Source organism: Pseudarthrobacter sp. NIBRBAC000502772, assembly GCF_006517235.1.
Lineage (GTDB): Bacteria > Actinomycetota > Actinomycetes > Actinomycetales > Micrococcaceae > Arthrobacter.
In genome coordinates, this window is the sequence record NZ_CP041188.1 from 2,790,515 (window position 1) to 2,813,655 (window position 23,141).

A 23,141-nucleotide genomic window follows, 5' to 3' on the forward strand; every position below is an offset into this window, starting at 1 on the left:
ATCAGGAAGTCGTACTGACGATCGCGGTGGGCGAAAGCGTTAGCCTGCGGGTCCACCCGGCTCGTCCCGCCATGGCATGTTGCGCGGCCGGTGGGATCATCGGTCAGCGGAGGCGATCAGGGACCTGCGAGTGAGATGGCGCGACCCTGACCAGCTGAGGACGAGGTTCGGCGGGACGTCAGGTTTCCCTGTTCCGGCGGGCGAACTCGCGGTGGAGTTTGTTCCTGGCGCCGTGTTCGACAAGGGTCGGGATGTAGGTCCGGATCCGGCCGGCATCCAGTGTTTCATACTCCTCTGTGACGACCCGGACAACCAGCGGCCGGGGTGCGTCGGGATAGCGTGCGGCGAGCAGGTCGCTGACTTTGGCGATGGTGTCGTGCTTCTCCGTATCTTCCATCCAACTAGTTTGATACCGGAGACGTGTGGCGTCTATCACATTTTGCTGGGATGGGGGGAGCGCTGAAGACCCGCTCGGCGCGCGCACGTCCGGTTTCCGTTGCGGTGTCAGGATCCCGGGCGCCCGGGCCACTCCTTGCCGGCCCACGGGTCGTAGTTGGCGATGAGCCCCTCCTGTGGCGGACGCTCCGAGTCGGGGACGTGCTGCAGGTTCACCCGCACCCGGTACCAGAGCGAGCTTGATCCGCGCATTCCGTCGACGAGCACGTCGGCGGGGTGCAGGGCCGGGACGAGGTCCACGTGCCGGGACTTCCACTCATCGAGTGCCGCGAGGGCCTCAGGCTTGGTCCTGGTGCGGGCAACCTCGATGAGCGGCATCAGCGACTGCCGGCGGCCGGAGCCGTCGCCGCTGCGCGGCGGCTTCTCGGCGGGGCCGAGCTCGGCCGCCAGTGCCAGAAGTCCATCGAGTGTGCCCACCGCGTCATCGATGCCGGCGTGCGGGTCGCCCAGATCGGCGAAGCGCCCGGGCACTGTGAGCACCGTGAATTGTTCCGGCCGGATGGAGCGGACCTCGTCCCAGGTGAGCGGCGTCGAGACCCGGGCGTCGGGCAGGGGCCGGATCGAGTACGCCGATGCCACGGTGCGGTCCTTCGCGTTCTGGTTGAAGTCGACGAACACACTTTCGCCGCGCTCCTCCTTCCACCACCGCGCGGTGGCGAGGCCGGGAGCGCGGTTTTCGACCTCGCGGGCGAGGGTCTCGGCGGCGAGCCGCACCTCGCGGAACGACCACTGCGGCGCGATGCGCACCAGGATGTGCAGTCCGCGCGATCCGCTCGTCTTCGGCCACCCCACCAGCCCCACGTCGTCCAGCACCTCCCGCGCGACATATGCGACATCAACGATCTGGGACCAGCCGACGCCCGGCATCGGATCGAGGTCCACCCGGAGCTCGTCCGGGTGTTCGAGGTCCTCAGCGCGCACGGGATGCGGGTTGAGGTCCAGGCAGCCAAGATTCACCACCCACGCCAGGCCCGCGGCATCCCGGATGACGGCCTCCTCGGCTGATGTCCCCGACGCGTAGTGCAGCGTTGCTGTGTCGATGAAGTCGGGGTGGTTTTCGGGCACCCGCTTTTGGAAGAACGGTTCAGCGTCGATGCCCTTCGGGAAGCGCTTGAGCACCATGGGCCGGCCGCCGGCGCCGCGCAGCGCACCATCCGCGACGGCGAGGTAGTAGCGGACCAGGTCGAGCTTCGTCAGCCCGGGCTCGGGGAAAACCACTTTGTCCGGACTTGAGATGCGTACCTCGGCGCCGGCAATGTCGAGGATTTCGGCCGGAGTCTTCGACGGGCTCATGGCGCCACGCTAGCAACGATCGGATGTCCCAGCCAGACCCGGTGCGGAATGGCTGCATCAGGAGGAACCGCGAAAGGGGGGAGCCTCCTATATGTCCGTTAGTTGAACGCCCGACGGCGGCGCTCACCAGGGGAGCGGACGGCCCGTTCCGACGCCGTGAACGCGGCGGAGGACAATGCCCGTAACGACAGTGGCCGCCACCGCGCCACTGGAGCCGAACGCGATGTAGCCGCGGTCGTCGTCGACGATTACATTGGCGGTGACCGTCCAGCCGGGGGCTTGGCCAACTCCTCGCCGGGATCTCCGTCACCGCATAACGGCGGCGACCGCGCTGATCTCGACCAGTGCCCCGGGCACGCCCAGCGCCGCGACACGCGCTCCGGTCACCAGGGCCGGTTCGTCGGACGCGAGTTCCGAAGCGATCGCCCCGTACGCCGCCGCGAGGTCCACCCCATCGACGAAGAGCACTGTCCATTGCACAACGTCGCCGAGGGTAGCGCCGCCGGCGGCGAGCGCGGTCCGCGCGTTCTCAAGGGCGCGGGCAGACTGGACGGCCACGTCGTCCTCCCCGACGAGTGCGCCGTCGGCGTCGACGGCGTTCTGGCCACCGACGTAGATGGTGGTCGCGCCGGGCGGCACGATGGCGACGTGGCTGAAGGCGGGGCTCGAGACGAGCCCCTGGGGGCGGATGCGCTGTATGGATGCCATGCCTGTATGTTCTCACCGACCCCAGGCCGAGGCGACCCTCGAAACATAGCGATGCTTCATCGGGACGGCTGCGTACTGCCTTCAAGCATTGCGGCACCGTTCATGCGCAGTTTGCACACGGGGATGCTTTGGCGGATAAGACTCAATCAGTCGCGCGGGAAACGCGAACGTCGCGCCGTGAAGAACACCGATCCATTACGCCTGGCGCAGATAACAACGGCCGGCATCCTGTGGGCCACGGGCGATGTGACTCCCTGGGTATCCTCCCGGGGCTGGTGGACCGTCCACGGCATGCTCACCGACGCGGGGTGCCTGCTCCTGCGGATGCTGCTGCTCCGCCAGGAAGGACTGCGCCTCCGGGACGTGTTCGGTCTCACGCGCACCAACTGGGGCACGCAACACCGGCTGCGGGCCGCCGGAGCACGGCACATCATCGCGGACTACGAAGGAATGGACGGGTTCAGCGCACGTATGCTCTTCGGCAGCTACGTGACGCCATAGCTGCCTAAACGTGTCGAAGCTCCGGTCAGTTGCTATTGACCGGAGCTTCGCCATTGAACGGCGGATGAGCCTGGACGAACCACTCATCGTCGATGCCAAGGCGACGTCTTTCTTCCGGCTTATCCTCGTAGACCCGCCATTCGGTTAGTCCCTCGTGCGCGGCGACAGCCGTCCACAGCGCAGGTCCCTCGAGAGCGGAGAATCCTGGACACACCGTGCGGCCGACGATGGTGACCCTGTCCTCTCGCGCCAAGACGGCTTCGAAGATGTTCCTGTAGCCGGGAAAGGAGTCGAAGAAGCTGCGCCAGGCTTCGATGCAGACCGTCTTGCCGATGAAGGCGTTGCCGCCGGTGTCGATAAAGGAATGGTCGTTGGCCATGAGCCGGGCAAGCCCCGTCAGGTCCCGCGCGTTGATGGAACGGGGTGTTGGCGGTGGGTGGGGAACGCGACGTCGGTCGCTTGGGGACGCGACATGCTGCGCCCAAGCTGGTCCCGAACCGTTGAGCCAACGCGGCCCCCTTGAACGTCTGAGCGCGGCAGGGCTAGCATTGCCGGCACGGGCGCCGATGCCACACCTGGACAACGCGGTGCCGACGTCGATCAAGCGAGGAAACTGCCATGGGCGAGACATCTGCAGAGGCGTCATCAGCGGACCTGATGGTCGACCTGATCATCTCGCTGGACGGGTATGCCTCGGCGGAGGGGTGGCCAGGCTGGTGGGGTCTGGAGGGGCCGGAATACCTGGCTTGGCTCGGGCAGGAGGGGGAGAAGGACTACACGTTCCTCCTCGGGGCGAACACCTACCGGCTGATGTCCAGCATGTCGGAGGAAGCCGCGGCCGACGCCTCCAGCTTCTCCGAGGAGGAGGGGGCCAGCCTGACCGGCCTTGCCGCCGTGCCCAAGGTCGTCTTCTCCTCCACCCTGCAGGAGCCCCTGACATGGCCGAACACGGAGCTGGTCACCGGGGACGCGGTCCAGGCCGTGGCGGAGCTGAAACGGACCAGGACCGGAACCCTGAGCACCCTGGGCAGCATCAGTCTCTGCCGGTCGCTGCTGACCGCCGGCCTCGTGGACAGGTTCCGGTTGGTCATCTTCCCGGTGATCACGGGCAGCACCGGCAGGGAACGGATCTACGACCGCTATCCGGACATCTCGCTCGAGATGGTGAACAGCAGGACCTTCGACGGCCGGCTCCAGCTGCTCGAGTACATCCCCACCGTCCTCAGCGGTCCGCTGGGTCGCGGTCCCACCTGAGCCAATCCGTGGAGTTCGCGCGTCAGTAGCTGGTGGGCGTTTCGCCGTCGGAGGGCTTAGTGAACGCGGCGGCAAGCGACTCGGAGCCGCGGGCGAGGATGGCGACGTCGGCGCCCACCAGGACAAAGGCGGCGCCGGCCGCCAGGTAGCTGCGGGCTGTGGCCGGGTTGAAGGCGTTGACGCCCGCTGGTTTCCCGGCCGCTTTTGCGGCGGTAAGGCAGTGTTCGACGGCGGCGCGCACGTTGGGGTGTTCCTGCTGTCCCAGCACGCCCATGGAAGCGGCGAGGTCGGAGGGTCCGAGGAAGATGGCGTCCACGCCGTCCACGGCCAGGATCTCCTCGACGGCTTCGACGGCCGCCGTCGATTCGATCTGCACCGTGACGCTGACGGTCTCTGACGCGCGGGCGAGGTAGTCAGGGACACGGTTCCAGCGTGAGGCGCGGGCCAGGGCGGATCCCACCCCGCGGACGCCCTGGGGTGGATACCGGGTGGCCGCAACCGCGGCTTCCGCTTCGGCCGCCGAGTTGACCATGGGGATCAGCAGGTTTTGCACGCCGAGGTCCAGGTACTGCTTGATGAGCACGGTGTCGTTGACCGGGGGCCGGACCAGGGCCTGGACCGGGTAGCCGTTGACGGCCTGGAGCTGGGCCAGGATGGATTCGAGGCCGTTGGGGCTGTGTTCGGCGTCGATGAGGAGCCAGTCCAGGCCGGATCCGGCGCAGAGCTCGGCGATCAGCGGGCTGCCGGAGCAGACCCACATTCCGGCGAGGGGGCGGCCTGCTTTACCGTTTTGACTGCGGAGGGCGTCGCGGAACGTGTTCGCGTCGTCAGGATTTCCGGGTTCTACTCGAAGCGGCATGTGATGGCCCCCAATGGTCCGTAGTCGGCGTGGACGGTGTCGCCCTTGTGCACCCAGAGCGGGCGGGTGAAGGAGCCGGCGAGGATGATGTCCCCGGCTTTCATCCCGTCGCCGTGGGCGGCGATTTTGTTGGCGAGCCAGTGCACGCCGTTGGCCGGGTGGTCCAGGACGCCGGCTGCAACCCCGGTTTCCTCCACTGTCTGGTTTTTGTAGAGGATTGCCGAGACCCAGCGGAGGTCCACGGCGTCGGGCTTTACCGGGTTGCCGCCGATCACCATGGCGCCCATCGCGGCGTTGTCCGCGATGGTGTCCACGATGGTCCGGCCCTCCATTTCGATCCGGGAGTCCAGGATCTCCAGGGCAGGAACCACGTAGTCAGTGGCGTCCAGGACGTCGAAGATGGTGCAGCCGGGTCCGGACAGGTCCTTCTTCAGCACAAACGCGAGCTCCACCTCCACCCGGGGATGGGTGTACTGGTCCCACTGCACCGAGCAGCCGGATCCGAGCACCATGTCATCGAAGATGGCGCCGTAGTCCGGCTCGGTGATGCCGGTGGCGGCCTGCATGGCCTTGGAGGTGAGGCCGATCTTGTGCCCCACCAGCTTGCGGCCGGCGTCCTCGTTGCGCCGCCGCCACAGCTGCTGGACGGCGTAGGAGTCCTCCACCGTCATCCCCGGGTAGCGGGCCGTGAGGCGGGGGACCGGGGTGCGGGTCCGGCCGGCTTCCAGGAGTTCGTCGGCGATGGCCTCGATCGTCTTTGCGTCCAGCATGGCTAGAGCTGCGCCCCGAGCTTGAAGCCCGTCCGGTCCCCTTCGGGGGCCCCGTCTTTTCGGGTGTAGGAGAAGCCGTCGGCACCCACGGTGACCGCCATTTCGCTCTTTTCCTCACGCACGATGACGGGCTGCGGGTTGCCGTCGAGGTCCAGGACCAGGGAGGCTTCGGTGTACCAGGATGGGACCACGGGGTTGCCCCACCAGTCGCGGCGCTGGTTGTCGTGGACGTCCCAGGTAACGACCGGGTTGTCGGGGTCGCCGGTGTAGTAGTCCTGCGTGTAGATCTCGATGCGGTGGCCGTCGGGGTCCAGGATGTAGAGGTAGAACGCGTTGGAGACGCCGTGCCGGCCGGGGCCGCGTTCGATCCGGTCGCTGATGCGCAGGGCGCCCATCTTGTCGCAGATCTGGATGATGTTGTGCTTTTCGTGGGTGGCGAACGCGATGTGGTGCATGCGGGGGCCGTTGCCGCCGGTCAGGGCGGTGTCGTGGACGGTCTGCTTGCGGTGCATCCAGACCGCGTACGTGACGCCGTCGGAGTCCTGGATGTCCTCGGAGACGCGGAAGCCGAGGTCCTCAAGGTACTTGCGGCCGCGGGGCACGTCCGGGGTGACCTGGTTAAAGTGGTCCAGGCGGACCAGCTCGCCGGCGGAATAGAGGTCATAGCGCTGGGTGAGGCGCTCGACGTGTTCCACATCGTAGAAGAACTCGTAGGGGAAGCCCAGCGGGTCCTCCACCCGGACGGAATCGCCGATGCCCTTGGTGAAGCCTTCCTTGCGGCGTTCGGTGCGGCAGCCGAGTTCCTTGTAATAGGCCTCTGCGGCGTCCACTTCGGCGGGGGACTTCACCCGGTAGGCGAACGCGGCGACGGCGGCGATGGGTCCCTTGCGGAGCACCAGGTTGTGGTGGATGAACTCCTCCAGGGACCGCAGGTAGATGTTGTTCTCGTCTTCCTCGGTCACGTGCAGGCCCAGGACGTCCACGTAGAACGCGCGGGACCTGGCGAGGTCGGTGACCACAATCTCCATGTAGGCGCAGCGGACGATGTCCGGAGCCGGGACGGTGGGGGTGGGGATGAAGTCAGTCATGGGAGTCTCTCTTCTTTGAAAGCGTGGGTGGCTCAGGCGCCGAATTTGGGGGTGTGAACGGTGCCGAGGCTGATGTGCACGGCCTGCTGGTCGGTGTAGAAGTCGATGGAGCGGTAGCCGCCTTCGTGGCCCAGGCCCGAGGCTTTGACGCCGCCGAACGGGGTGCGGAGGTCCCGGACGTTGTGGCTGTTCAGCCACACCATGCCGGCTTCGACGTTCTGCGAGAAGTTGTGGGCGCGGGTCAGGTTCTGCGTCCAGATGTAGGCCGCGAGCCCGTACTTGGTGTTGTTCGCCAAAGCCAGCGCCTCGTCGTCGTTCTCGAAGGGGGTGATGGCGACGACCGGGCCGAAGATTTCCTCCTGGAAGATCCGCGCGTCGGGCGCGACGTCGGCGAATACGGTGGGTGCGATGTAGTTGCCTTCGGGGAGGTGGTCGGGCCGTCCGCCACCGGCGAGGAGCCGGCCTTCGGATTTGCCGATTTCCACGTAGGAGGCCACCTTCGCATAGTGCTCAGGGTGGACCAGCGCACCCACCTCGGTCTTGGGATCGTGCGGGTCGCCCACCACGATCTTCTTCGCCCTGGCGGCGTACTTCTCGCAGAACTCGTCGTAGACGGCGCGTTCGACGAGGATCCGGGAGCCGGCGGTGCAGCGCTCACCGTTGAGGGAGAAGACCCCGAACAGGGCGGAATCGATCGCGGCGTCCAGGTCGGCGTCGGCAAACACCACACAGGGGGATTTGCCGCCGAGTTCCATCGACAGCCCCTTGAGGTTGGCGGCGGCGTTGCGGAAGATCGTCTGGCCCGTGGTGGTCTCACCGGTGAACGAGATCAGCGGGACGTCCGGGTGCTTGACCAGGGCATCGCCGGCTTCCTCGCCGAGGCCGTTGACCAGGTTGAACACACCGTCCGGGAGTCCGGCGTCCTTGAAGATCTGCGCCCACAGCGAGGCGGACAGCGGCGTGAACTCGGCAGGTTTGAGGACCACGGTATTGCCCGTGGCCAGGGCCGGGGCGAGCTTCCAGGACTCGAGCATGAACGGCGTATTCCACGGGGTGATGAGGCCTGCGACGCCGATCGGCTTGCGGTTCACGTAGTTGATCTGCGCGCCGGGGACTTTCATGGCGTCGTCGAACTGGGCCACGATCAGGTCCGCGAAGAACCTGAAGTTCTCCGCCGCGCGCAGCGCCTGACCCTTGGCCTGCGTGATGGGCAGGCCGGTGTCAAAGGTTTCCAGCTCGGCAAGCCGGGCTTCCTGGGCTTCGACGGCGTCGGCAATCCTGTTCAGGACGCGGGCACGTTCCCGCGGCTTCATCCGTGGCCACGGGCCGTTGGCGAAGGCTTCGCGGGCGGCGGCGACGGCGAGGTCAATGTCCTCCTTCTGGCCGGCTGAAGCGGTGGCGTAATTCCTGTTGGAGACAGGATCCAGGACGTCGAAAGTCGCTCCGTTCACGGAGTCAACGAACTCTCCGTTGATGTAGTGCTGGATGTGGGTGGGGAGGTCCTGCGGCACGTAATGCGTGCCGGCTTCTGCGGCGGTGAACGTCATTGTTGTCTTCCTTTGCTTCTAATGCAACGCGGGGTCACTTCTTGCCCACGCGGGGCCGTTTATCGGGCGTTTAGTGACCCCGCGTTGCTTTGGGCGAGGTACGCGTCCAGGGTGGCGGCGCGGTGTCGGCGGGCGGACTGCTCGATTTCTTCCGCGCCTGCGCCGGCTTCGATGAGCCGCAGCAGGGCTTCGTGTTCGTCCACCGATTCGTGGGCGCGGCCCGGCACGAAGCGGAACGTCGAGGATCGCAGTGAGGCGAGCCGGTTCCAGCCGCGGTGGACCAGGTCCAGGATGTGCGGGTTGGGGCAGTGCTCGAAGAGGATGCTGTGGAAGTCCTGGTTCAGGTGCGTGAAGCGGACGGGGTCGAAGTGCTGGAGGCATTCGCGCATGTCCTCGTTCACGGCCCGGGCGCGGGCGATCGCCACGGAATCGATCAGCGGCGCAGACAACGCGGTGGCGGCGCCCTCGACAATGCTCAGGGTCTGCATCGTGTAGAGGTACTCGGTGGGGTCGATCCCGGAGACCGTGGCGCCGACGTTCCGCTCGAACGTCACCAGTCCTTCGGCCTCGAGGCGCCGGATCGCTTCCCGGACCGGGACCACGCTGACGCCCAGATCCTTGGCGATCGCGGCCAGGACCAGCCGGTAACCGGGGGAGTAGGTCCCGTCCACGATCCGGGCCTTGACCGCGGCATAGGCCTGTTCGGATTTGCTGCCTGTCGCCATCAACGTCTCAGTCATTGGCTTTGCCTGCTTCCCATGGCTTCCCATTCCACGTACCTGGTCCGCCAGGTTGCGTTCAGCGGGTAGAGGCCGTCCACGCTGTGGCCCGCTGCCACCATTTCGGCGATAAACGTTTCCTCGCGCTCCTGGATGATGGAGTCGTCCGCGAGCTCTTCGGCGAGGGCCGGCGGGATGACCAGGATGCCGTCGGCGTCGGCCACGATGATGTCGCCGGGCTGGACGGTGGTGCCGCCGCAGGCGATGGTGATGTCGGTGTCCCAGGGGATGTGCCGGCGCCCCAGGACGGCGGGGTGCGGGTTGGCGTAGTAGGTAGGCATGTCCATGGCCGCGACGGCGGTGAAGTCGCGAACGCCGCCGTCGGTGATGATCGCCGCGGCTCCGCGGACCTGGGCGCGCAGGGCCAGGATGTCACCGATGGTGCCCGTGCCCTTTTCCCCGCGGGCTTCCATCACCAGGATCTCGCCCTCGTTGACGGAGTCGATGGCCTGCTTCTGGGCGTTGAAACCGCCGCCATGGGTTTTGAACAGGTCCTCGCGGTTGGGCACATACCGCAGGGTCCGGGCCAGGCCTACGATCCGCTTCTCCGGGCGGGTGGAGCTGAGCCCGTCGATGCTGACGTTGTTCAGGCCGCGCTTGCGCAGCTGGGAGGAGAGCGTGGCGGTGCAGACGCTTTCGAGCTTCGCCTTCAGCTCCGCGGTCAGGACAGGTCCGACGGCGGCGCTTTCGTCAGGTGAAAGGCCCGCCGCTGCGCGCGAACCGTACGCCTCCTCCCGCTGCACGTCATCGGCCTTGGGCCGGGCACCAAAGTCAGCGAACGCCGTCGTGCCTTCCTCCACCCGGGTGACCAGCCGCCCGGTGGTGAGTTCAGCACCGCCGGTGGCTCCCGTCGTCGTGCTCACTTCAACCTCGACGACGTCGCCCGGCTTGGCAACGGAGGCACCGGCGGGGGTGCCGGTCAGGATGATGTCGCCCTCCTCGAGCGTCAGCAGCTGGGAGAGGTCCGCGACGAGCCGGGCGAACGGGAAAAGCAGGTCCGCGGTGGTGTCGTCCTGGACGAGGTCGCCGTTGTGCCAGGTACGGATCCGTAGTTGGGCCGGATCCACGGCATCCGCGGGGATCAACCCGGGGCCGATCGGGGTAAAGCCGTCGCCGCCCTTGGACCGGAGGTTGGAGCCCTTATCTGCGTAGCGCAGATCGTAGACGCCGAGGTCGTTGCTGGCGGTCACCCATTCGACGTGGCTCCAGGCGTCCTCCACGCCTACCCGGCGGGCGGGCTTGCCGATGATCAGGGCGACCTCGCCCTCAAAACCGAGGAGTTCACAGCCTGCCGGACGCTCCACAACCGAAGGGGCTTCTGCCGAACCGAACGCCAGGGAGGACGGCGGCTTCAGGAAGTAGGAGGGCTGCTCCGGCGTGCGGCCGCGCTGGGCTGCCCGGCTGGGGTAATTGATGTGCACCGCGATGACCTTGCGGGCCGCGGCCAGGGTGTGGTCGGTGACCTGTTCCAAGAATTACTCCTCATCGAGTACGAAATCGTATACGAAGTAATATGGCAGAAATCCCTTGCGGCGTCAATGGGCGCGCGCCGGGTCCGTGGTGGTTCCCATCATGACGCGAGCAGGCGAGAGGCCCGGCCGGTTTTCCGGCCGAGCCTCTTGCCTGGGTCAAACCGCGGCGGCGGGCCTCACGGAGGGGGATGGCGACACGGTGATGCGGCTGATGGAGCGGATAGCGGAATTTGTCGGACTTTCCAGAACACCGCGAGGCCGGGTAGTCCGATGGCCGGGGTCCAAGGCCCATGACGGTAGGCCCGTTACGTTGCCGGCTTGGAAGGTGCACGTGACGAGTACGTCTCCGGGACAAGTCCGTCTTCCGAGGAAACGTGCGTTTGCATGCCGGGGACGATGTCGGTGTTTTGGGCGCTTACGGCGAGCCAATGGCCGTTCGATCGTCGGGTGGCCGTGAAACTGATGACGCCGCGCCTCGTTCCTGATTTCTCCCCAGCGGGGTCAATCTGCCCGGTCATGCTCCACCTCGCGTGAACCACGGCCACGTCAGTGCCGAGGTCGCGGACCCTGACGCGCTCCAGCACCATCACGGTGTGCGGGATACTGGGCATTGGACAGAACTTTTGGCTAACTGAACGTCGAAGACACATCAACGCGGCTGTCCTCATCAATATGCCCACAGGCCCGCGCGTACTGCTCGCCGATGACGGGCTGAAAGTCCGACGCCGGCGCCGCGGCAAGTGCCACCTGCCAGTCGGGACGGGCTCCCGTGAGTGCCCAGGCGGCCTGTGCTGCGGCACCGCGGGCCACGTATTCGTCGGGGCTTGGCACCACAACCGGCAGGTCAAACACCTGTGACGCGATCTTCTGTACCGCCGGGTTCTGCACGGCTCCGCCGATCAGCAGCAGCCGCCGCGCCGGGTAGCCCAAAGCCTGCAGGGCTGCCAGGCCGCCGGACAATCCGCACAGCATCCCTTCTATGGCCGCCCGGGCAATGTTGCTTCGGGTGGCGGACGCGATGCTGAGACCGTGCAGGCTGGCCTTGGCGTGCGGCAGGTTGGGGGTGCGTTCGCCCTCAAAATACGGCACGAGCACCACTCCATCTGCCCCGGGCGCAGCGTCCAATGCCAGCCTGGAGAGTTCATCAAAACCGACGTCCAGCAGCGTGGCCATGGAGCTCAGCACCCTGGCGGCGTTCAGCGTCACGGCGATGGGCAGATAGTCGCCGCCCGCGTCTGCAAAGCCGGCAACTGTTCCGCTGGGATCGTAACAAACCTCGGATGCGACGGCGAAGACTGTTCCGCTGGTGCCCACCGAGACCACCACATCCCCGGGCCTGGCGCCCAGACCCAGGGCCGCGGCTGCGTTATCCCCGGCGCCGGCGCCGAGCAGGATTTCAGCCCGCCCGCCGCCACCAGCGCCAGAAGCAGCGGCTGCGCCAGCGCCGGTAGCGGAAGCCGAATCGCTACGAGAACCAGCGCCGGCGTTGCTCCCGGCAAAACAGAGTGGATGAACACGGCCGGCGGCTTCGCCGGCAACCAGCACGCGCGGCAGGATGACAGCGCCCCCGGCCGCGGGGGCAGCCGAAACAGGTGCAGCTCCAGCCGCTTCCTGAGGAGAGGCTTCGCGTGCGTTCCTGCCGAAGGCCAGCCGGAACAGCTCCACGTCATAGCTGCCGGCAGTGGGGCTCCAGTAGCCGGTCCCGCTGGCATCCGAGCGGTCCGTGGTGAGCGCCTCCAGGTCCGGACCCAGCGGGCTGGCCCCGGCCGGACCGTATCCGCGCAGGCGCCAGCTCAGCCAGTCATGGGGGAGGGCGACGGCTGCCACCCTGGCCACACTTTCGGGCTCGTTGTCCCTGACCCAGCGGATCTTGGTGACCGTGAAGGATGCCACCGGCACCAGCCCGGTACGCCGGGCGAACTCCCCGGCCCCTACCTCATCGATCAGTGCCGCTGCAGCTGCCGCGGAGCGCGTGTCATTCCACAGGAGCGCGGGCCGCACCACGTTGCCGTCGCGGTCCAGCAGCACCATGCCGTGCTGCTGGCCCGCGACGGACAATGCGTCCACGTCCGCCAGCCCGCCGGCGTCCTCGATGGCTTCGGCCAGGGCCCGCCACCAATGGTCAGGATGGACTTCTGTCCCTTCCGGGTGGCTCGCCCGGCCCTCGCGGACCAGGACACCGCTTTGGGCGTCCAGGACCGCAACCTTGCAACTTTGGGTAGAGGAGTCAACCCCGGCAACGAGGTTCAAGGAAGCAGCCGCCACAGTATCAGCGCGCTCCGAGAAGGTGCTCGATGAAGAGCTGCTGCAGCCGCACGAAGCCGAAGCCCTTGCCGCCAAAGTAGGCATCGGCGTCGAAATCCTCGTAGGAAGCGCGGTCCGATCGCAGCTGCTCGTAGCCTTCACCGGGGTTGAGGGTGGGCTCATTGATTTGGGCAACGCGGGAAGCCAGCAGCGCTTCCTGCACTTCGGGGTCGGCACGGAAGGCCTTCGCGCGTTCCTTCAACAGCAGGTAGGTCTGCATGTTCGCGGCGGCGGAGTCCCACACGCCGTCGATGTCTTCGGTGCGGCTGGGCTTGTAGTCGAAGTGGCGGGGGCCGCTGTAGGCCGGTCCGCCGTCGGGGCCGCCGTTTTCGAGCAGGTCCACCAGGGAGAACGCGTTCTGCAGGTCGCCGTGGCCGAACACCAGGTCCTGGTCGAACTTGATGCTGCGCTGGCCGTTCAGGTCGATGTGGAACAGCTTGCCCTGGTACAAAGCCTGGGCAATGCCGTGGGTGAAGTTGAGACCGGCCATCTGCTCGTGGCCGGTCTCAGGGTTAACGCCCACGAGTTCCGGACGTTCCAGGGTCTCGATGAACGCAAGGGCGTGTCCCAGGGTGGGGAGCAGGATGTCGCCGCGGGGTTCGTTCGGCTTCGGTTCGATGGCGAAGCGGATGTTGTAGCCCTTGTCCGTGACGTAGTCGCCGAGCAGATTCACGGCCTCGCGGTAACGCTCCAGGGCGCCGCGGATGTCCTTGGCGGCGTCGTACTCGCTGCCCTCACGGCCTCCCCACATCACGAACGTTTCGGCGCCGAGTTCAGCTGCGAGGTCGATGTTGTCCAGCACTTTGCGCAAGGCGAAGCGGCGCACGCCCCGGTCATTGCTCGTGAAGCCGCCGTCCTTGAAGACCGGGTGGCTGAACAGATTCGTGGTGACCATGGGAACGATCATCCCCGTGGACTTGAGCGCACCGGTCAGCCGGTCGATCTCACGCTGGCGATCAGCTGCCGAGCAGCCAAAGGGAAAGAGATCGTTGTCGTGGAAGGTGATGCCGTAGGCACCCAGATCACTCAGCTTGTTGACGGCTTCGACGGTGTCCAGGGGCGGACGGGTGGCAGAACCGAACTGGTCCTGGGCCTCCCAGCCGACCGTCCAAAGGCCGAAGGAAAACTTGTCTTCGCGGGTGGGCTGAATCGTCATTGAATGCTCCGTTAGTAGGTATGAAGAGGAGTGCGTACGGCGTCCCTTTGATGAGTCGCAGCATTTTGTTCTGCACACAAACATATTAGGAATTTCCGTAATGTCAACCACTACGCACTGCTGGGTTCTGAATGCCCACTCCCTCGAAATCTCTGGTTTTGCGCACCCGCAGCTGTTATGTTGTATAGAACACCAAACCTGAAAACCAGACTCCATGGAGGACGCAGACCGTGACTGAACAACGTGTGCAGGAACGGAACTGGGCCGGAAACCTCGGCTACCGGGCGGAGCGGATCGCACACCCGCGCACCGTGGCGGAGCTGCAGGAACTCGTGGCCGGAGCCCGGACCATCCGCGCCCTGGGATCCCGTCATTCGTTCAACGACATCGCCGACACTTCCGGCACGCTGGCGGCCCTGGACCTGCTGGATCCGGCCATCACCGTCGATGCTGAGAACATGACCGTCACCGTGAGCGGAGGCGCGCGGTACGGGACGCTCGCCGCTGAGCTGCAGCGGCAAGGCTTCGCCCTGCACAACCTGGCCTCGCTGCCCCACATTTCGGTGGCCGGTGCGGTGGCCACGGCCACGCACGGCTCCGGTGACGGCAACGGGAATCTGGCCACCGCCGTCGCCGGTTTGGAACTGGTGACAGCCGACGGCGGCATCCTCACCGCCCGCCGCAGCGAGACCATGGACTTTGACGGCATGGTGGTGGGACTCGGCGCCCTGGGAATCGTCAGCAGCGTGACCCTGGACATCGAGCCGGCCTTCCATGTTGCCCAGCACGTTTTTAAGAACCTGGACTGGGAGCAGGTTCTGGAGAATTTCGACGGCGTCACCTCCTCCGCGTACAGCGTCAGCCTCTTCACCGACTGGAGCGGCAGTACCGTAGGGCAAGCCTGGCTGAAAAGCCGGTTGCCGGATCTGAAAGGGGATGCCGTCAGGCGGGACTTCTTCGGCGGCACCCCGGCCCTGTCGGCCCGGCATCCGCTCCCGGGCGTCTCCGGAAGCAACTGCACGGAACAACTCGGCGTGCCGGGGCCGTGGTCGGACCGGCTTGCCCACTTCAGGATGGAATTCACGCCCAGCAAGGGCGACGAACTCCAGTCCGAGTACGTGGTGCCCCGGGAACACGCTGTGGATGCCATCCGCACGCTGCGCAAACTCTCCGGGGTCCTGACTCCCTTGCTCCTGGTCTCCGAGATCCGCACGATTGCTGCCGACCGGCTCTGGCTGAGCCCAAATTATGGTCGCGACGGCATCGGCCTGCACTTCACCTGGCGGCAGGACCAGCCTGCGGTGGAGGCGGTACTGCCACTGCTTGAGGCGGAGCTGGCGCCCTTTGCCGCACGGCCTCACTGGGGCAAGCTGTTCGACGGCGGTGCTGCCGCCGTCGGGCCCCTGTACCCACACTTCGATGACTTCAGGGCCCTGGCCGGCCGGCTGGATCCGGCCGGAAAGTTCCGCAACCGGTTCCTGGACTACGCGGTCTTCGGCTCCTGATATTGTCACGGATGATGTCCTCAGCAACCCGCCTCCCCGCAACGGCCAGCGATCCCGATCCGTCGCGGCGGAACAACCTTGCCCTGATCGCGACCCTGGTGCACCACCATGGTGTCCTCAGCCGAGCGGAGCTGACCAGACGGACCGGGCTGAACAGGTCCACGGTGGGGACGCTGGTGGGCCAGCTGGTGGCCCTCGGACTCGTCTATGAAGCGGCGCCGTCCGGCGAGGCCCAGGTTGGCCGTCCGAGCCCGGACGTAAGGCCTGATCCGTCCACGGCGGCATTGGCCGTGAACCCGGAAGTGGACGCCGTCACCATCGGGCTGGTGAGCCTGGGCGGAAAAGTCCAGAAGAAAATCCGTTTCGCCACGGAGCGGATCCCCACCGCCAAGGAAGCAGTCAACATCGCTGCCGCAGTCATTGCAGGGATGCGGTCGGAGCTCGATGCGTCCTACCGGATCGTTGGCATCGGCTTGGCAGTGCCCGGCCTGGTCAACCGTGCCGACGGGGTGGTCCGCCACGCCCCCCATTTGGGTTGGCGCGACGAACCCGTGGCCCGGATGATGGGCGAGGCCACCGGCTACCCGTGCCTGGCGGACAACGATGCCTCCCTGGGTGCGGAAGCCGAGCTCATTTTCGGGGCCGGCGCCGGCCGCGGCAACCTGGTCTACCTCAACGGCGGCGCCAGCGGCATCGGCGGCGGCGTTATTGCCGACGGGGCGTTGCTGCGCGGGTCCGCCGGATATGCCGGCGAACTCGGACACACCTTCGTGCGCACCGACGGTAAGATCTGCCACTGCGGGGCCTCCGGCTGCCTCGAAACCGAGGTGTCCCAGTCCCGGCTCTTTGACCTGGCCGGGCTCGGCGGCGGCGACGCCAGCCAGCTGGAAGCGGCCCTCCGCTCGAAAGCCAGTGCGGAGCTGGCCGCGGAAGTGGCCCGCCAACTGGGCTATCTGGGCATCACCCTGCGCAACGCGGTCAACACGTTCAACCCGGACGCGATCGTCCTCGATGGGTTCCTGGGCATTCTGCACGCACTCTCGCCTGACACGCTGGACGGCCTGATCCGGACCCAGGCCCTGGACGAGGCGGCGGGCCGGGCCAGGATCTACCGTGCCGCGCTGGGCTCCGATCTTATGATGATCGGGGCTGCCGAACTGGCGTTTACCCGATTACTCGCGGACCCGGCAGGCATCACTGCCCTGCCCGCACCTCCTGCGAAGGTGCGCTGAGCGGCCTGAGGACGGCACCTCCCCGTGGGCGGGCGTGCCCGGGGCAGTGCTCACGGCGCACGCTGCTTTCCGCATCGATCACGGCCATAGAATATTTGACAGCACCTTGTCTTCCACCGAAGGGTCCCTCGCATGGGCAACACCATTGACCGACGCCAGCCACGCCTGGAGGACGTGGCAGCGCGGGCAAAAGTGTCCCACCAGACGGTCTCGCGGGTCATCAACAACCACCCCAATGTCAGCAGCGCCACCAGGGAGAAAGTGGAAGCGGCGATTGCGGAACTCGGCTACCGGCGCAACACCGCCGCCAGGAGCCTGGTCACCCGGCGTTCGCAAACCATAGGTGTCCTCGCGGCCGAAATGGGGCAGTACGGCCCGGCCAACACCCTTCTCGGGGTCCAGCAGGCTGCCAGGGAGGCCGGTTACTTTGTGAGCATCGAGGCCATCAAGGAGGCCGGAGCGGATGCCATCTCGGACGCCGTCCGCCATCTCACGGACCAGGGCGCGGACGGGATCATCGTCATTGTGCCCCACGACGGTACCGTTCAGGCGCTGGAGGGCCTCACCCTGGACGTTCCCGTGATCCTTGTGGGTGCCGCCGGTGGGGGCCTCTTCAGCGGAGCGTTGGTGGACCAGAAGCTCGGGGCGCGCCTGGCGGTCTCGCACTTGATCGACCTGGGGCACCGGCGGATCGGGCATGTTTCCGGGCCCCAGGACTGGGTTGATGGCAGGTCACGTGCCGAGGGGTGGGGTGAGCGGCTCCGCGAGGCCGGCCTGGCTGATGACCTGTTGATCGAAGGGGACTGGAGCGCCGGCAGCGGGTACCGGATCGGCCGGCAGCTTGCCGCTGAGCGCACGGCAACGGCCCTATTCGTGGGCAATGACCAGATGGCCCTGGGCCTGCTGCGCGCCTTCAGCGAAGCGGGGGTCCGCGTGCCCGACGACGTCTCCGTGGTGGGCTTCGACGACCAGCCTGAGTCGGGCTACTTCACGCCGCCCCTGACCACCGTGCGCCAGGACTTCGAGGAACTCGGCAGGCGCTGCATGGCCGTTATGCTGAACGCCCTTGAGGGCGGCGCGGGCGCAGGCACCATCATGGTGGAGCCGGAGCTGGTTGTCCGCAGCAGCACGTCCGCTCCCGCCTGAACCCTTCCTGATCTTCCCAGCCATAACCCCGACACTTGACGTGCCAATTGTTAGCGCTCACAATTGAATCAATCCGCGCTCACCGGACCAGCTATTTGGAGGACTTCATGGACGTCACAGTGGACGGCACAGACAACTACGTCATCGGCGTGGACTACGGAACGCTTTCGGGACGGGCCGTTGTGGTCCGGGTCCGTGACGGCAAGGAACTGGGCAGCGGTGTCTTCGACTATCCGCACGCCGTGGTCACCGATGCTTTGCCGGCGGATGTGGCGGGTGATGCGGGCGACGGCGCCGGCCGGCTTCCCGGGGAATGGGCACTTCAAGTGCCGAACGACTACCGCGACGTCCTCCGCCACGCCGTCCCCGCAGCGATCGTAGACGCCGGGATCAACCCGGCGGCCGTCATCGGAATTGCCACTGACTTCACGGCCTGCACCATGGTTCCGGTCAAGGCCAACGGCACCCCGCTCAACGAACTGCCCGGCTTTGCCAGCCGCCCGCACGCTTACGTGAAGCTGTGGCGGCACCACGCCGCGCAGCCGCAGGCGGACCGGATCAATGCCCTGGCCGCCGAGCGCGGCGAAGCCTGGCTGCCGCGCTACGGGGGACTGATTTCCTCCGAGTGGGAATTCGCCAAGGGCCTGCAGTTGCTGGAAGAGGACCCGGAAGCCTACGCCGCCATGGACCACTGGGTGGAGGCGGCCGACTGGATCGTCTGGCAGCTTTGCGGCCAATACGTTCGCAACGCCTGCACCGCCGGTTACAAGGGCATCTACCAGGACGGCCGGTACCCCTCCGAGGACTTCCTCGCCGCGCTGAACCCGGAATTCAAGGACTTCGTCAGCACCAAACTCGAACACACCATCGGGCGCCTCGGCGACGCCGCAGGCTACTTGACCGCCGAGGCCGCCGCTTGGACCGGACTGCCGGAAGGCATTGCCGTGGCCGTCGGCAACGTGGACGCCCATGTCACCGCCCCGGCCGCAAAAGCCGTGGAGCCGGGGCAGCTGGTGGCCATCATGGGCACCTCCACCTGCCACGTGATGAACGGCGCCGAACTGCGGGAAGTCCCGGGCATGTGCGGCGTGGTGGACGGCGGGATCGTGGACGGCCTCTGGGGTTACGAGGCCGGACAGTCCGGCGTAGGCGACATCTTCGGCTGGTTCACCAACAACGGTGTCCCGCCGGAATACCACCAGGCGGCGGCCGCGGCAGGTCTGGGCATCCACGAATACCTCACCGAACTCGCCGCACACCAGGCCATCGGTGAGCACGGCCTCATCGCCCTGGACTGGCACTCGGGGAACCGTTCGGTGCTGGTGGACCACGAGCTCTCCGGCGTGGTGGTGGGCCAGACGCTCGCCACCAAGCCCGAGGACACCTACCGCGCGCTGCTGGAGGCCACGGCCTTCGGCACCCGCACCATCGTGGATGCCTTCCGCGATTCCGGGGTGCCCGTCAAGGAGTTCATCGTGGCCGGCGGCCTGCTGAAGAACAAGCTGCTCATGCAGATCTACGCCGACATCACCGGCCTGCAGCTTTCGACCATTGGCTCAACCCAGGGTCCGGCGCTGGGAGCGGCCATCCATGCCGCCGTTGCGGCCGGGAAGTACGCCAATATCCGCGAAGCCGCGGCCGCCATGGGCTCAGAACCCGGCGACGTCTACACACCGATCCCGAAGAACGTGGCGGCCTACGAGGAACTGTTCCAGGAATACCGGACACTCCACGACTACTTCGGCCGGGGAGCCAATGACGTGATGCACCGGCTTAAGGCCATCCAGCGCAACGCCACCAAAGTACTCGTTGCTGCCGGAGCCTCCGCATGAGCACCGCGACCGTAAAGACACCGGACACCATCGCCCGGATCCGGCAGGAAGTCTGCACCCTGCACGCCGAACTGACCCGCTACGGGCTGGTGGTGTGGACGGCAGGCAATGTCTCCGCGCGCGTTCCAGGCCATAACCTGATGGTCATTAAGCCGTCCGGCGTTTCCTACGAAGACCTCACACCCGAACAGATGGTGGTCACCGACCTCTACGGCGTGCCCGTGGATGGCGATGCGGACGGTGAGTGGGGCAACCCGCCGCTGTCGCCGTCGTCGGACACCGCGGCGCACGCATATGTCTACCGGCACATGCCCGACGTCGGCGGTGTGGTGCACACGCACTCCACCTACGCCACGGCGTGGGCAGCCCGGGGCGAGTCGATCCCGTGCGTGCTGACCATGATGGGCGATGAATTCGGCGGCTCCATCCCGGTAGGCCCGTTCGCGCTGATCGGTGACGACTCGATCGGGCAGGGAATTGTGGAGACGCTGAAGAATTCCACCTCACCCGCGGTCCTGATGCAGAACCACGGCCCGTTCACCATCGGCAAGGACGCCCGTTCCGCAGTGAAGGCCGCCGTGATGTGCGAGGAAGTGGCGCGCACCGTCCATGTCGCACGCCAGCTCGGCGAACCTATCGCCATCGACCAGTCCCGGATCGACTCCCTCTACGCCCGCTACCAGAACGTCTACGGCCAGTAACTGCCGCCGTCGGCCCAGCCCCAAACTTTCACAGGAGAAAAACATGAACAACGCCAACAGCACGTCCCTCGGCCACTACGAGGTCTGGTTCCTCACCGGCAGCCAGCACCTCTACGGCGACGACGTCCTCAAGCAGGTCGCCGCCCAGTCGCAGGAGATTGCCGCCGCGCTGAACGCCTCCTCCGACGTCCCCGTCAAGGTGGTCTGGAAGCCGGTCCTCACTGATTCGGACGCCATCCGCCGCACCGCGCTGGACGCGAACGCGGACGATTCCGTGATCGGTGTGACGGCGTGGATGCACACGTTCTCCCCGGCCAAGATGTGGATCCAGGGCCTGGACCTGCTGCGCAAGCCGCTTCTGCACCTGCACACGCAGGCCAATGTTGAGCTGCCCTGGGCGGACATCGACTTCGACTTCATGAACCTGAACCAGGCCGCCCACGGCGACCGCGAGTTCGGCTACATCCAGTCCCGCCTCGGCATTCCCCGCAAGACCGTGGTGGGCCACGTGTCCAACCCGGAAGTCTCGCGCCAGGTGGGCGTGTGGCAGCGGGCGTCGGCCGGCTGGGCCGCGGTCCGGACCCTCAAGCTGACCCGCTTCGGTGACAACATGCGCAACGTCGCCGTCACCGAAGGCGACAAGACCGAAGCGGAGCTGCGCTTCGGCGTCTCCGTGAACACGTGGTCCGTCAACGAACTCGCCGACGCCGTGCACGGCGCCGCAGAGTCCGACGTCGACGCACTGGTTGCGGAATACGAGAGCCTCTACGAGGTGCTCCCGGAACTCCGCGCCGGGGGAGCGCGGCACGAGTCGCTGCGATACAGCGCCCGGATCGAACTGGGGCTGCGCAGCTTCCTGGAGGCCAACGGCTCCGCCGCGTTCACCACCTCGTTTGAGGATCTTGGCGAACTGCGCCAGCTGCCGGGCATGGCCGTGCAGCGGCTCATGGCCGACGGGTACGGCTTCGGCGCCGAGGGCGACTGGAAGACGGCCATTCTGGTCCGCGCCGCCAAGGTAATGGGCGCGGGCCTGCCCGGCGGCGCCTCCCTGATGGAGGACTACACGTACCACCTCGAGCCCGGCGCCGAGAAGATCCTGGGCGCGCACATGCTCGAGGTCTGCCCGTCGCTGACGGCCACAAAACCGCGCGTCGAGATCCACCCGCTCGGTATCGGCGGCAAGGAAGACCCGGTCCGGATGGTGTTTGACACCGACGCCGGCCCCGGTGTCGTGGTGGCGCTCTCGGACATGCGCGACCGCTTCCGGCTCGTGGCGAACGCCGTCGACGTCGTGGACCTGGACGAGCCGCTGCCCAACCTGCCGGTGGCCCGGGCTCTCTGGTCGCCGAAACCCGACTTCGCCACGTCGGCCGCCGCGTGGCTCACCGCAGGCGCCGCGCACCATACGGTACTGTCCACGCAGGTGGGTCTGGACGTGTTCGAGGACTTCGCCGAAATTGCCAAGACCGAGCTCCTCACCATCGATGAAGGCACCACCATCAAGCAGTTCAAGAAGGAACTCAACTGGAACGCCGCCTACTATAAGCTGGCTGGCGGCCTGTGAACGGCGCCGAACTTCAGCTCGTCTCGGGGGACTACACCGCCTCCGTCGTGCAGCGCGGCGGTGCCCTGAGGCGGCTGACGTTCCAGGGCCGGGACCTGGTGGTGCCGTTCGACGCCGATGCGCCCATCCCGTCCTACCGGGGGATCGTCGCTGCGCCGTGGCCCAACCGGATCGCCGACGGCACCTACCGTATTGCCGGCGTCGAGCATCAACTGCCCATCAACGAACCGGAGAGGGGCACGGCGCTGCACGGGCTCGCCTTCGACCGATTGTGGACCGTTGAACGCAGCGGTGCCGATGCGCTGAGCCTGTCCTGTGAGATCCCCGGCGCGCCTGGGTATCCGTTCCACCTTCGGCTCCGCCTCGAATACAAGTTGGACGACGCCGGGCTGCACACCACCGTCACGGCAAACAACGCCGGAGACGAGGCGGCCCCTTACGGGGTTTGCCCGCACCCGTATCTGCTGGCGGGCCCCGCGCCTCTGGATGAATGGACCGTCCGGATCCCCGCGGGGTCTTTCCTCGAGGTCACGCCGGACCGGCTCCTGCCGGTCGCCACCCGGACGGTGGAGGGCCACCACTTCGACTTCCGGGCGCCGCGGGCAATCGGCGGCACACAGATCGACCACGCCTTCACCGACCTTGAGTTCGACGACGGCGGCCACGCCCACCTGATCGCCAGGGACCCCGGCGGAACCGGGGTGGGCATGGCCTGGGACCGGACATGCCCCTGGCTGCAGATCCATACCGCCGACAAACCCGCCCCCGCAGCAAACAGGCTGGGCCTGGCGGTTGAGCCGATGACCTGTCCGCCGGACGCCTTCAACAGCGGCCAGGACCTGCTGCAGCTGGAACCGGGCAGCAGCCACCAGGCCGGCTGGAGTATCTTCGCCGCCTGATGCCGCGTGATGGTGGCGCTGATACGCACAGAAGCGGCCGGCCCCGGCAGTCTGCCGGGGCCGGCCGCTTCGGAG

22 protein-coding genes are annotated in these 23,141 nt (G+C 66.8%); 9 read left to right on the forward strand and 13 right to left on the reverse strand.

The genetic code is table 11. The annotated features are described in order from the left end of the window. Positions 1-178: 178 nt before the first annotated feature. The 3 genes from NIBR502772_RS12830 to NIBR502772_RS12840 form a co-directional block, all read right to left on the reverse strand. Positions 179-397 (reverse strand): three-helix bundle dimerization domain-containing protein, encoded by a 219-nt coding sequence (locus tag NIBR502772_RS12830; protein ID WP_141140492.1) that lies wholly within the window; start codon positions 395-397, stop codon positions 179-181. Between the two features lie 107 nt (positions 398-504). Next, positions 505-1,749 carry a non-homologous end-joining DNA ligase gene (gene ligD / locus NIBR502772_RS12835; RefSeq protein ID WP_141140493.1) on the reverse strand — a complete coding sequence of 415 codons (1,245 nt, stop codon included), beginning with the start codon at positions 1,747-1,749 and terminating at the stop codon, positions 505-507. A 306-nt stretch (positions 1,750-2,055) separates the two neighbouring features. Then, positions 2,056-2,457 carry a RidA family protein gene (locus NIBR502772_RS12840; RefSeq protein ID WP_141140494.1) on the reverse strand — a complete coding sequence of 134 codons (402 nt, stop codon included), beginning with the start codon at positions 2,455-2,457 and terminating at the stop codon, positions 2,056-2,058. A 177-nt stretch (positions 2,458-2,634) separates the two neighbouring features. Here NIBR502772_RS12840 and NIBR502772_RS12845 point away from each other — a divergent pair, with 177 nt between their 5' ends. Then, entirely contained in the window at positions 2,635-2,958 is a 324-nt protein-coding gene (locus NIBR502772_RS12845) for a hypothetical protein (protein WP_141140495.1), read from the forward strand. Between the two features lie 25 nt (positions 2,959-2,983). Here NIBR502772_RS12845 and NIBR502772_RS22440 read toward each other — a convergent pair whose 3' ends face one another. Further along, positions 2,984-3,337, reverse strand: coding sequence for a hypothetical protein (locus NIBR502772_RS22440; protein WP_168223543.1), 354 nt, complete (start codon positions 3,335-3,337; stop codon positions 2,984-2,986). Between the two features lie 239 nt (positions 3,338-3,576). On the opposite strand from NIBR502772_RS22440, the gene NIBR502772_RS12855 reads away from it, so the two are divergent. Continuing rightward, the gene (locus tag NIBR502772_RS12855) at positions 3,577-4,212 is read left to right on the forward strand and encodes a dihydrofolate reductase family protein (protein WP_141140497.1); all 636 of its coding nucleotides are present in this window, start codon (positions 3,577-3,579) and stop codon (positions 4,210-4,212) included. A 22-nt stretch (positions 4,213-4,234) separates the two neighbouring features. Here the strand turns inward: NIBR502772_RS12855 and NIBR502772_RS12860 are convergent, their stop codons facing one another. The 9 genes from NIBR502772_RS12860 to xylA form a co-directional block, all read right to left on the reverse strand. Further along, positions 4,235-5,071 (reverse strand): HpcH/HpaI aldolase/citrate lyase family protein, encoded by an 837-nt coding sequence (locus NIBR502772_RS12860; protein ID WP_210412293.1) that lies wholly within the window; start codon positions 5,069-5,071, stop codon positions 4,235-4,237. Continuing rightward, the gene (gene hpaH, locus NIBR502772_RS12865) at positions 5,056-5,841 is read right to left on the reverse strand and encodes a 2-oxo-hept-4-ene-1,7-dioate hydratase (protein WP_141140498.1); all 786 of its coding nucleotides are present in this window, start codon (positions 5,839-5,841) and stop codon (positions 5,056-5,058) included. The genes NIBR502772_RS12860 and hpaH overlap by 16 nt, the downstream gene beginning before the upstream one ends. A gap of 2 nt (positions 5,842-5,843) precedes the next feature. Further along, entirely contained in the window at positions 5,844-6,929 is a 1,086-nt protein-coding gene (hpaD, locus tag NIBR502772_RS12870; RefSeq protein ID WP_141140499.1) for a 3,4-dihydroxyphenylacetate 2,3-dioxygenase, read from the reverse strand. A 32-nt stretch (positions 6,930-6,961) separates the two neighbouring features. Next, positions 6,962-8,476: a 5-carboxymethyl-2-hydroxymuconate semialdehyde dehydrogenase gene (gene hpaE, locus NIBR502772_RS12875; protein WP_141140500.1), complete on the reverse strand. Its 1,515-nt coding sequence runs from the start codon at positions 8,474-8,476 to the stop codon at positions 6,962-6,964. 59 nt (positions 8,477-8,535) lie between these two features. Beyond that, complete coding sequence (locus NIBR502772_RS12880; protein WP_141140501.1) at positions 8,536-9,216, reverse strand: GntR family transcriptional regulator; 681 nt, start codon at positions 9,214-9,216, stop codon at positions 8,536-8,538. Then, positions 9,213-10,727: a fumarylacetoacetate hydrolase family protein gene (locus NIBR502772_RS12885; RefSeq protein WP_141140502.1), complete on the reverse strand. Its 1,515-nt coding sequence runs from the start codon at positions 10,725-10,727 to the stop codon at positions 9,213-9,215. The genes NIBR502772_RS12880 and NIBR502772_RS12885 overlap by 4 nt, the downstream gene beginning before the upstream one ends. A gap of 305 nt (positions 10,728-11,032) precedes the next feature. Further along, positions 11,033-11,338: a DUF4440 domain-containing protein gene (locus NIBR502772_RS12890; RefSeq protein WP_246848509.1), complete on the reverse strand. Its 306-nt coding sequence runs from the start codon at positions 11,336-11,338 to the stop codon at positions 11,033-11,035. Between the two features lie 16 nt (positions 11,339-11,354). Further along, positions 11,355-12,977, reverse strand: coding sequence for an FGGY family carbohydrate kinase (locus tag NIBR502772_RS12895; RefSeq protein ID WP_141140503.1), 1,623 nt, complete (start codon positions 12,975-12,977; stop codon positions 11,355-11,357). A 19-nt stretch (positions 12,978-12,996) separates the two neighbouring features. Next, positions 12,997-14,187 carry a xylose isomerase gene (xylA, locus tag NIBR502772_RS12900; protein WP_141140504.1) on the reverse strand — a complete coding sequence of 397 codons (1,191 nt, stop codon included), beginning with the start codon at positions 14,185-14,187 and terminating at the stop codon, positions 12,997-12,999. 230 nt (positions 14,188-14,417) lie between these two features. Here xylA and NIBR502772_RS12905 point away from each other — a divergent pair, with 230 nt between their 5' ends. The 7 genes from NIBR502772_RS12905 to NIBR502772_RS12935 all read left to right on the forward strand — a co-directional run bounded on the left by NIBR502772_RS12905 (position 14,418) and on the right by NIBR502772_RS12935 (position 23,066). Further along, positions 14,418-15,692 carry an FAD-binding protein gene (locus NIBR502772_RS12905; RefSeq protein ID WP_246848510.1) on the forward strand — a complete coding sequence of 425 codons (1,275 nt, stop codon included), beginning with the start codon at positions 14,418-14,420 and terminating at the stop codon, positions 15,690-15,692. A gap of 11 nt (positions 15,693-15,703) precedes the next feature. Then, positions 15,704-16,924, forward strand: a complete 1,221-nt coding sequence (locus NIBR502772_RS12910) for an ROK family transcriptional regulator (RefSeq protein ID WP_141140505.1) — start codon at positions 15,704-15,706, stop codon at positions 16,922-16,924. 132 nt (positions 16,925-17,056) lie between these two features. Further along, the gene (locus tag NIBR502772_RS12915; protein WP_141140506.1) at positions 17,057-18,070 is read left to right on the forward strand and encodes a LacI family DNA-binding transcriptional regulator; all 1,014 of its coding nucleotides are present in this window, start codon (positions 17,057-17,059) and stop codon (positions 18,068-18,070) included. Between the two features lie 107 nt (positions 18,071-18,177). Beyond that, positions 18,178-19,902: a ribulokinase gene (gene araB / locus NIBR502772_RS12920; protein WP_141140507.1), complete on the forward strand. Its 1,725-nt coding sequence runs from the start codon at positions 18,178-18,180 to the stop codon at positions 19,900-19,902. After that, positions 19,899-20,603 (forward strand): L-ribulose-5-phosphate 4-epimerase, encoded by a 705-nt coding sequence (locus NIBR502772_RS12925; RefSeq protein WP_141140508.1) that lies wholly within the window; start codon positions 19,899-19,901, stop codon positions 20,601-20,603. The genes araB and NIBR502772_RS12925 overlap by 4 nt, the downstream gene beginning before the upstream one ends. Before the next feature lie 43 nt (positions 20,604-20,646). Then, complete coding sequence (araA, locus tag NIBR502772_RS12930; protein ID WP_141140509.1) at positions 20,647-22,167, forward strand: L-arabinose isomerase; 1,521 nt, start codon at positions 20,647-20,649, stop codon at positions 22,165-22,167. Continuing rightward, the gene (locus NIBR502772_RS12935; protein WP_141140510.1) at positions 22,164-23,066 is read left to right on the forward strand and encodes an aldose 1-epimerase family protein; all 903 of its coding nucleotides are present in this window, start codon (positions 22,164-22,166) and stop codon (positions 23,064-23,066) included. The genes araA and NIBR502772_RS12935 overlap by 4 nt, the downstream gene beginning before the upstream one ends. Positions 23,067-23,141 lie beyond the last annotated feature (75 nt).

Coding starts and splice junctions, on each gene's coding strand:
- NIBR502772_RS12830 (WP_141140492.1), bottom strand. CDS start 397: ATGGAAGATACGGAGAAGCACGACACCATCGCCAAAGTCAGCGACCTG.
- ligD (WP_141140493.1), bottom strand. CDS start 1,749: ATGAGCCCGTCGAAGACTCCGGCCGAAATCCTCGACATTGCCGGCGCC.
- NIBR502772_RS12840 (WP_141140494.1), bottom strand. CDS start 2,457: ATGGCATCCATACAGCGCATCCGCCCCCAGGGGCTCGTCTCGAGCCCC.
- NIBR502772_RS22440 (WP_168223543.1), bottom strand. CDS start 3,337: ATGGCCAACGACCATTCCTTTATCGACACCGGCGGCAACGCCTTCATC.
- NIBR502772_RS12855 (WP_141140497.1), top strand. CDS start 3,577: ATGGGCGAGACATCTGCAGAGGCGTCATCAGCGGACCTGATGGTCGAC.
- NIBR502772_RS12860 (WP_210412293.1), bottom strand. CDS start 5,071: ATGCCGCTTCGAGTAGAACCCGGAAATCCTGACGACGCGAACACGTTC.
- hpaH (WP_141140498.1), bottom strand. CDS start 5,841: ATGCTGGACGCAAAGACGATCGAGGCCATCGCCGACGAACTCCTGGAA.
- hpaD (WP_141140499.1), bottom strand. CDS start 6,929: ATGACTGACTTCATCCCCACCCCCACCGTCCCGGCTCCGGACATCGTC.
- hpaE (WP_141140500.1), bottom strand. CDS start 8,476: ATGACGTTCACCGCCGCAGAAGCCGGCACGCATTACGTGCCGCAGGAC.
- NIBR502772_RS12880 (WP_141140501.1), bottom strand. CDS start 9,216: ATGACTGAGACGTTGATGGCGACAGGCAGCAAATCCGAACAGGCCTAT.
- NIBR502772_RS12890 (WP_246848509.1), bottom strand. CDS start 11,338: ATGCCCAGTATCCCGCACACCGTGATGGTGCTGGAGCGCGTCAGGGTC.
- xylA (WP_141140504.1), bottom strand. CDS start 14,187: ATGACGATTCAGCCCACCCGCGAAGACAAGTTTTCCTTCGGCCTTTGG.
- NIBR502772_RS12910 (WP_141140505.1), top strand. CDS start 15,704: ATGATGTCCTCAGCAACCCGCCTCCCCGCAACGGCCAGCGATCCCGAT.
- NIBR502772_RS12915 (WP_141140506.1), top strand. CDS start 17,057: ATGGGCAACACCATTGACCGACGCCAGCCACGCCTGGAGGACGTGGCA.
- araB (WP_141140507.1), top strand. CDS start 18,178: ATGGACGTCACAGTGGACGGCACAGACAACTACGTCATCGGCGTGGAC.
- NIBR502772_RS12925 (WP_141140508.1), top strand. CDS start 19,899: ATGAGCACCGCGACCGTAAAGACACCGGACACCATCGCCCGGATCCGG.
- araA (WP_141140509.1), top strand. CDS start 20,647: ATGAACAACGCCAACAGCACGTCCCTCGGCCACTACGAGGTCTGGTTC.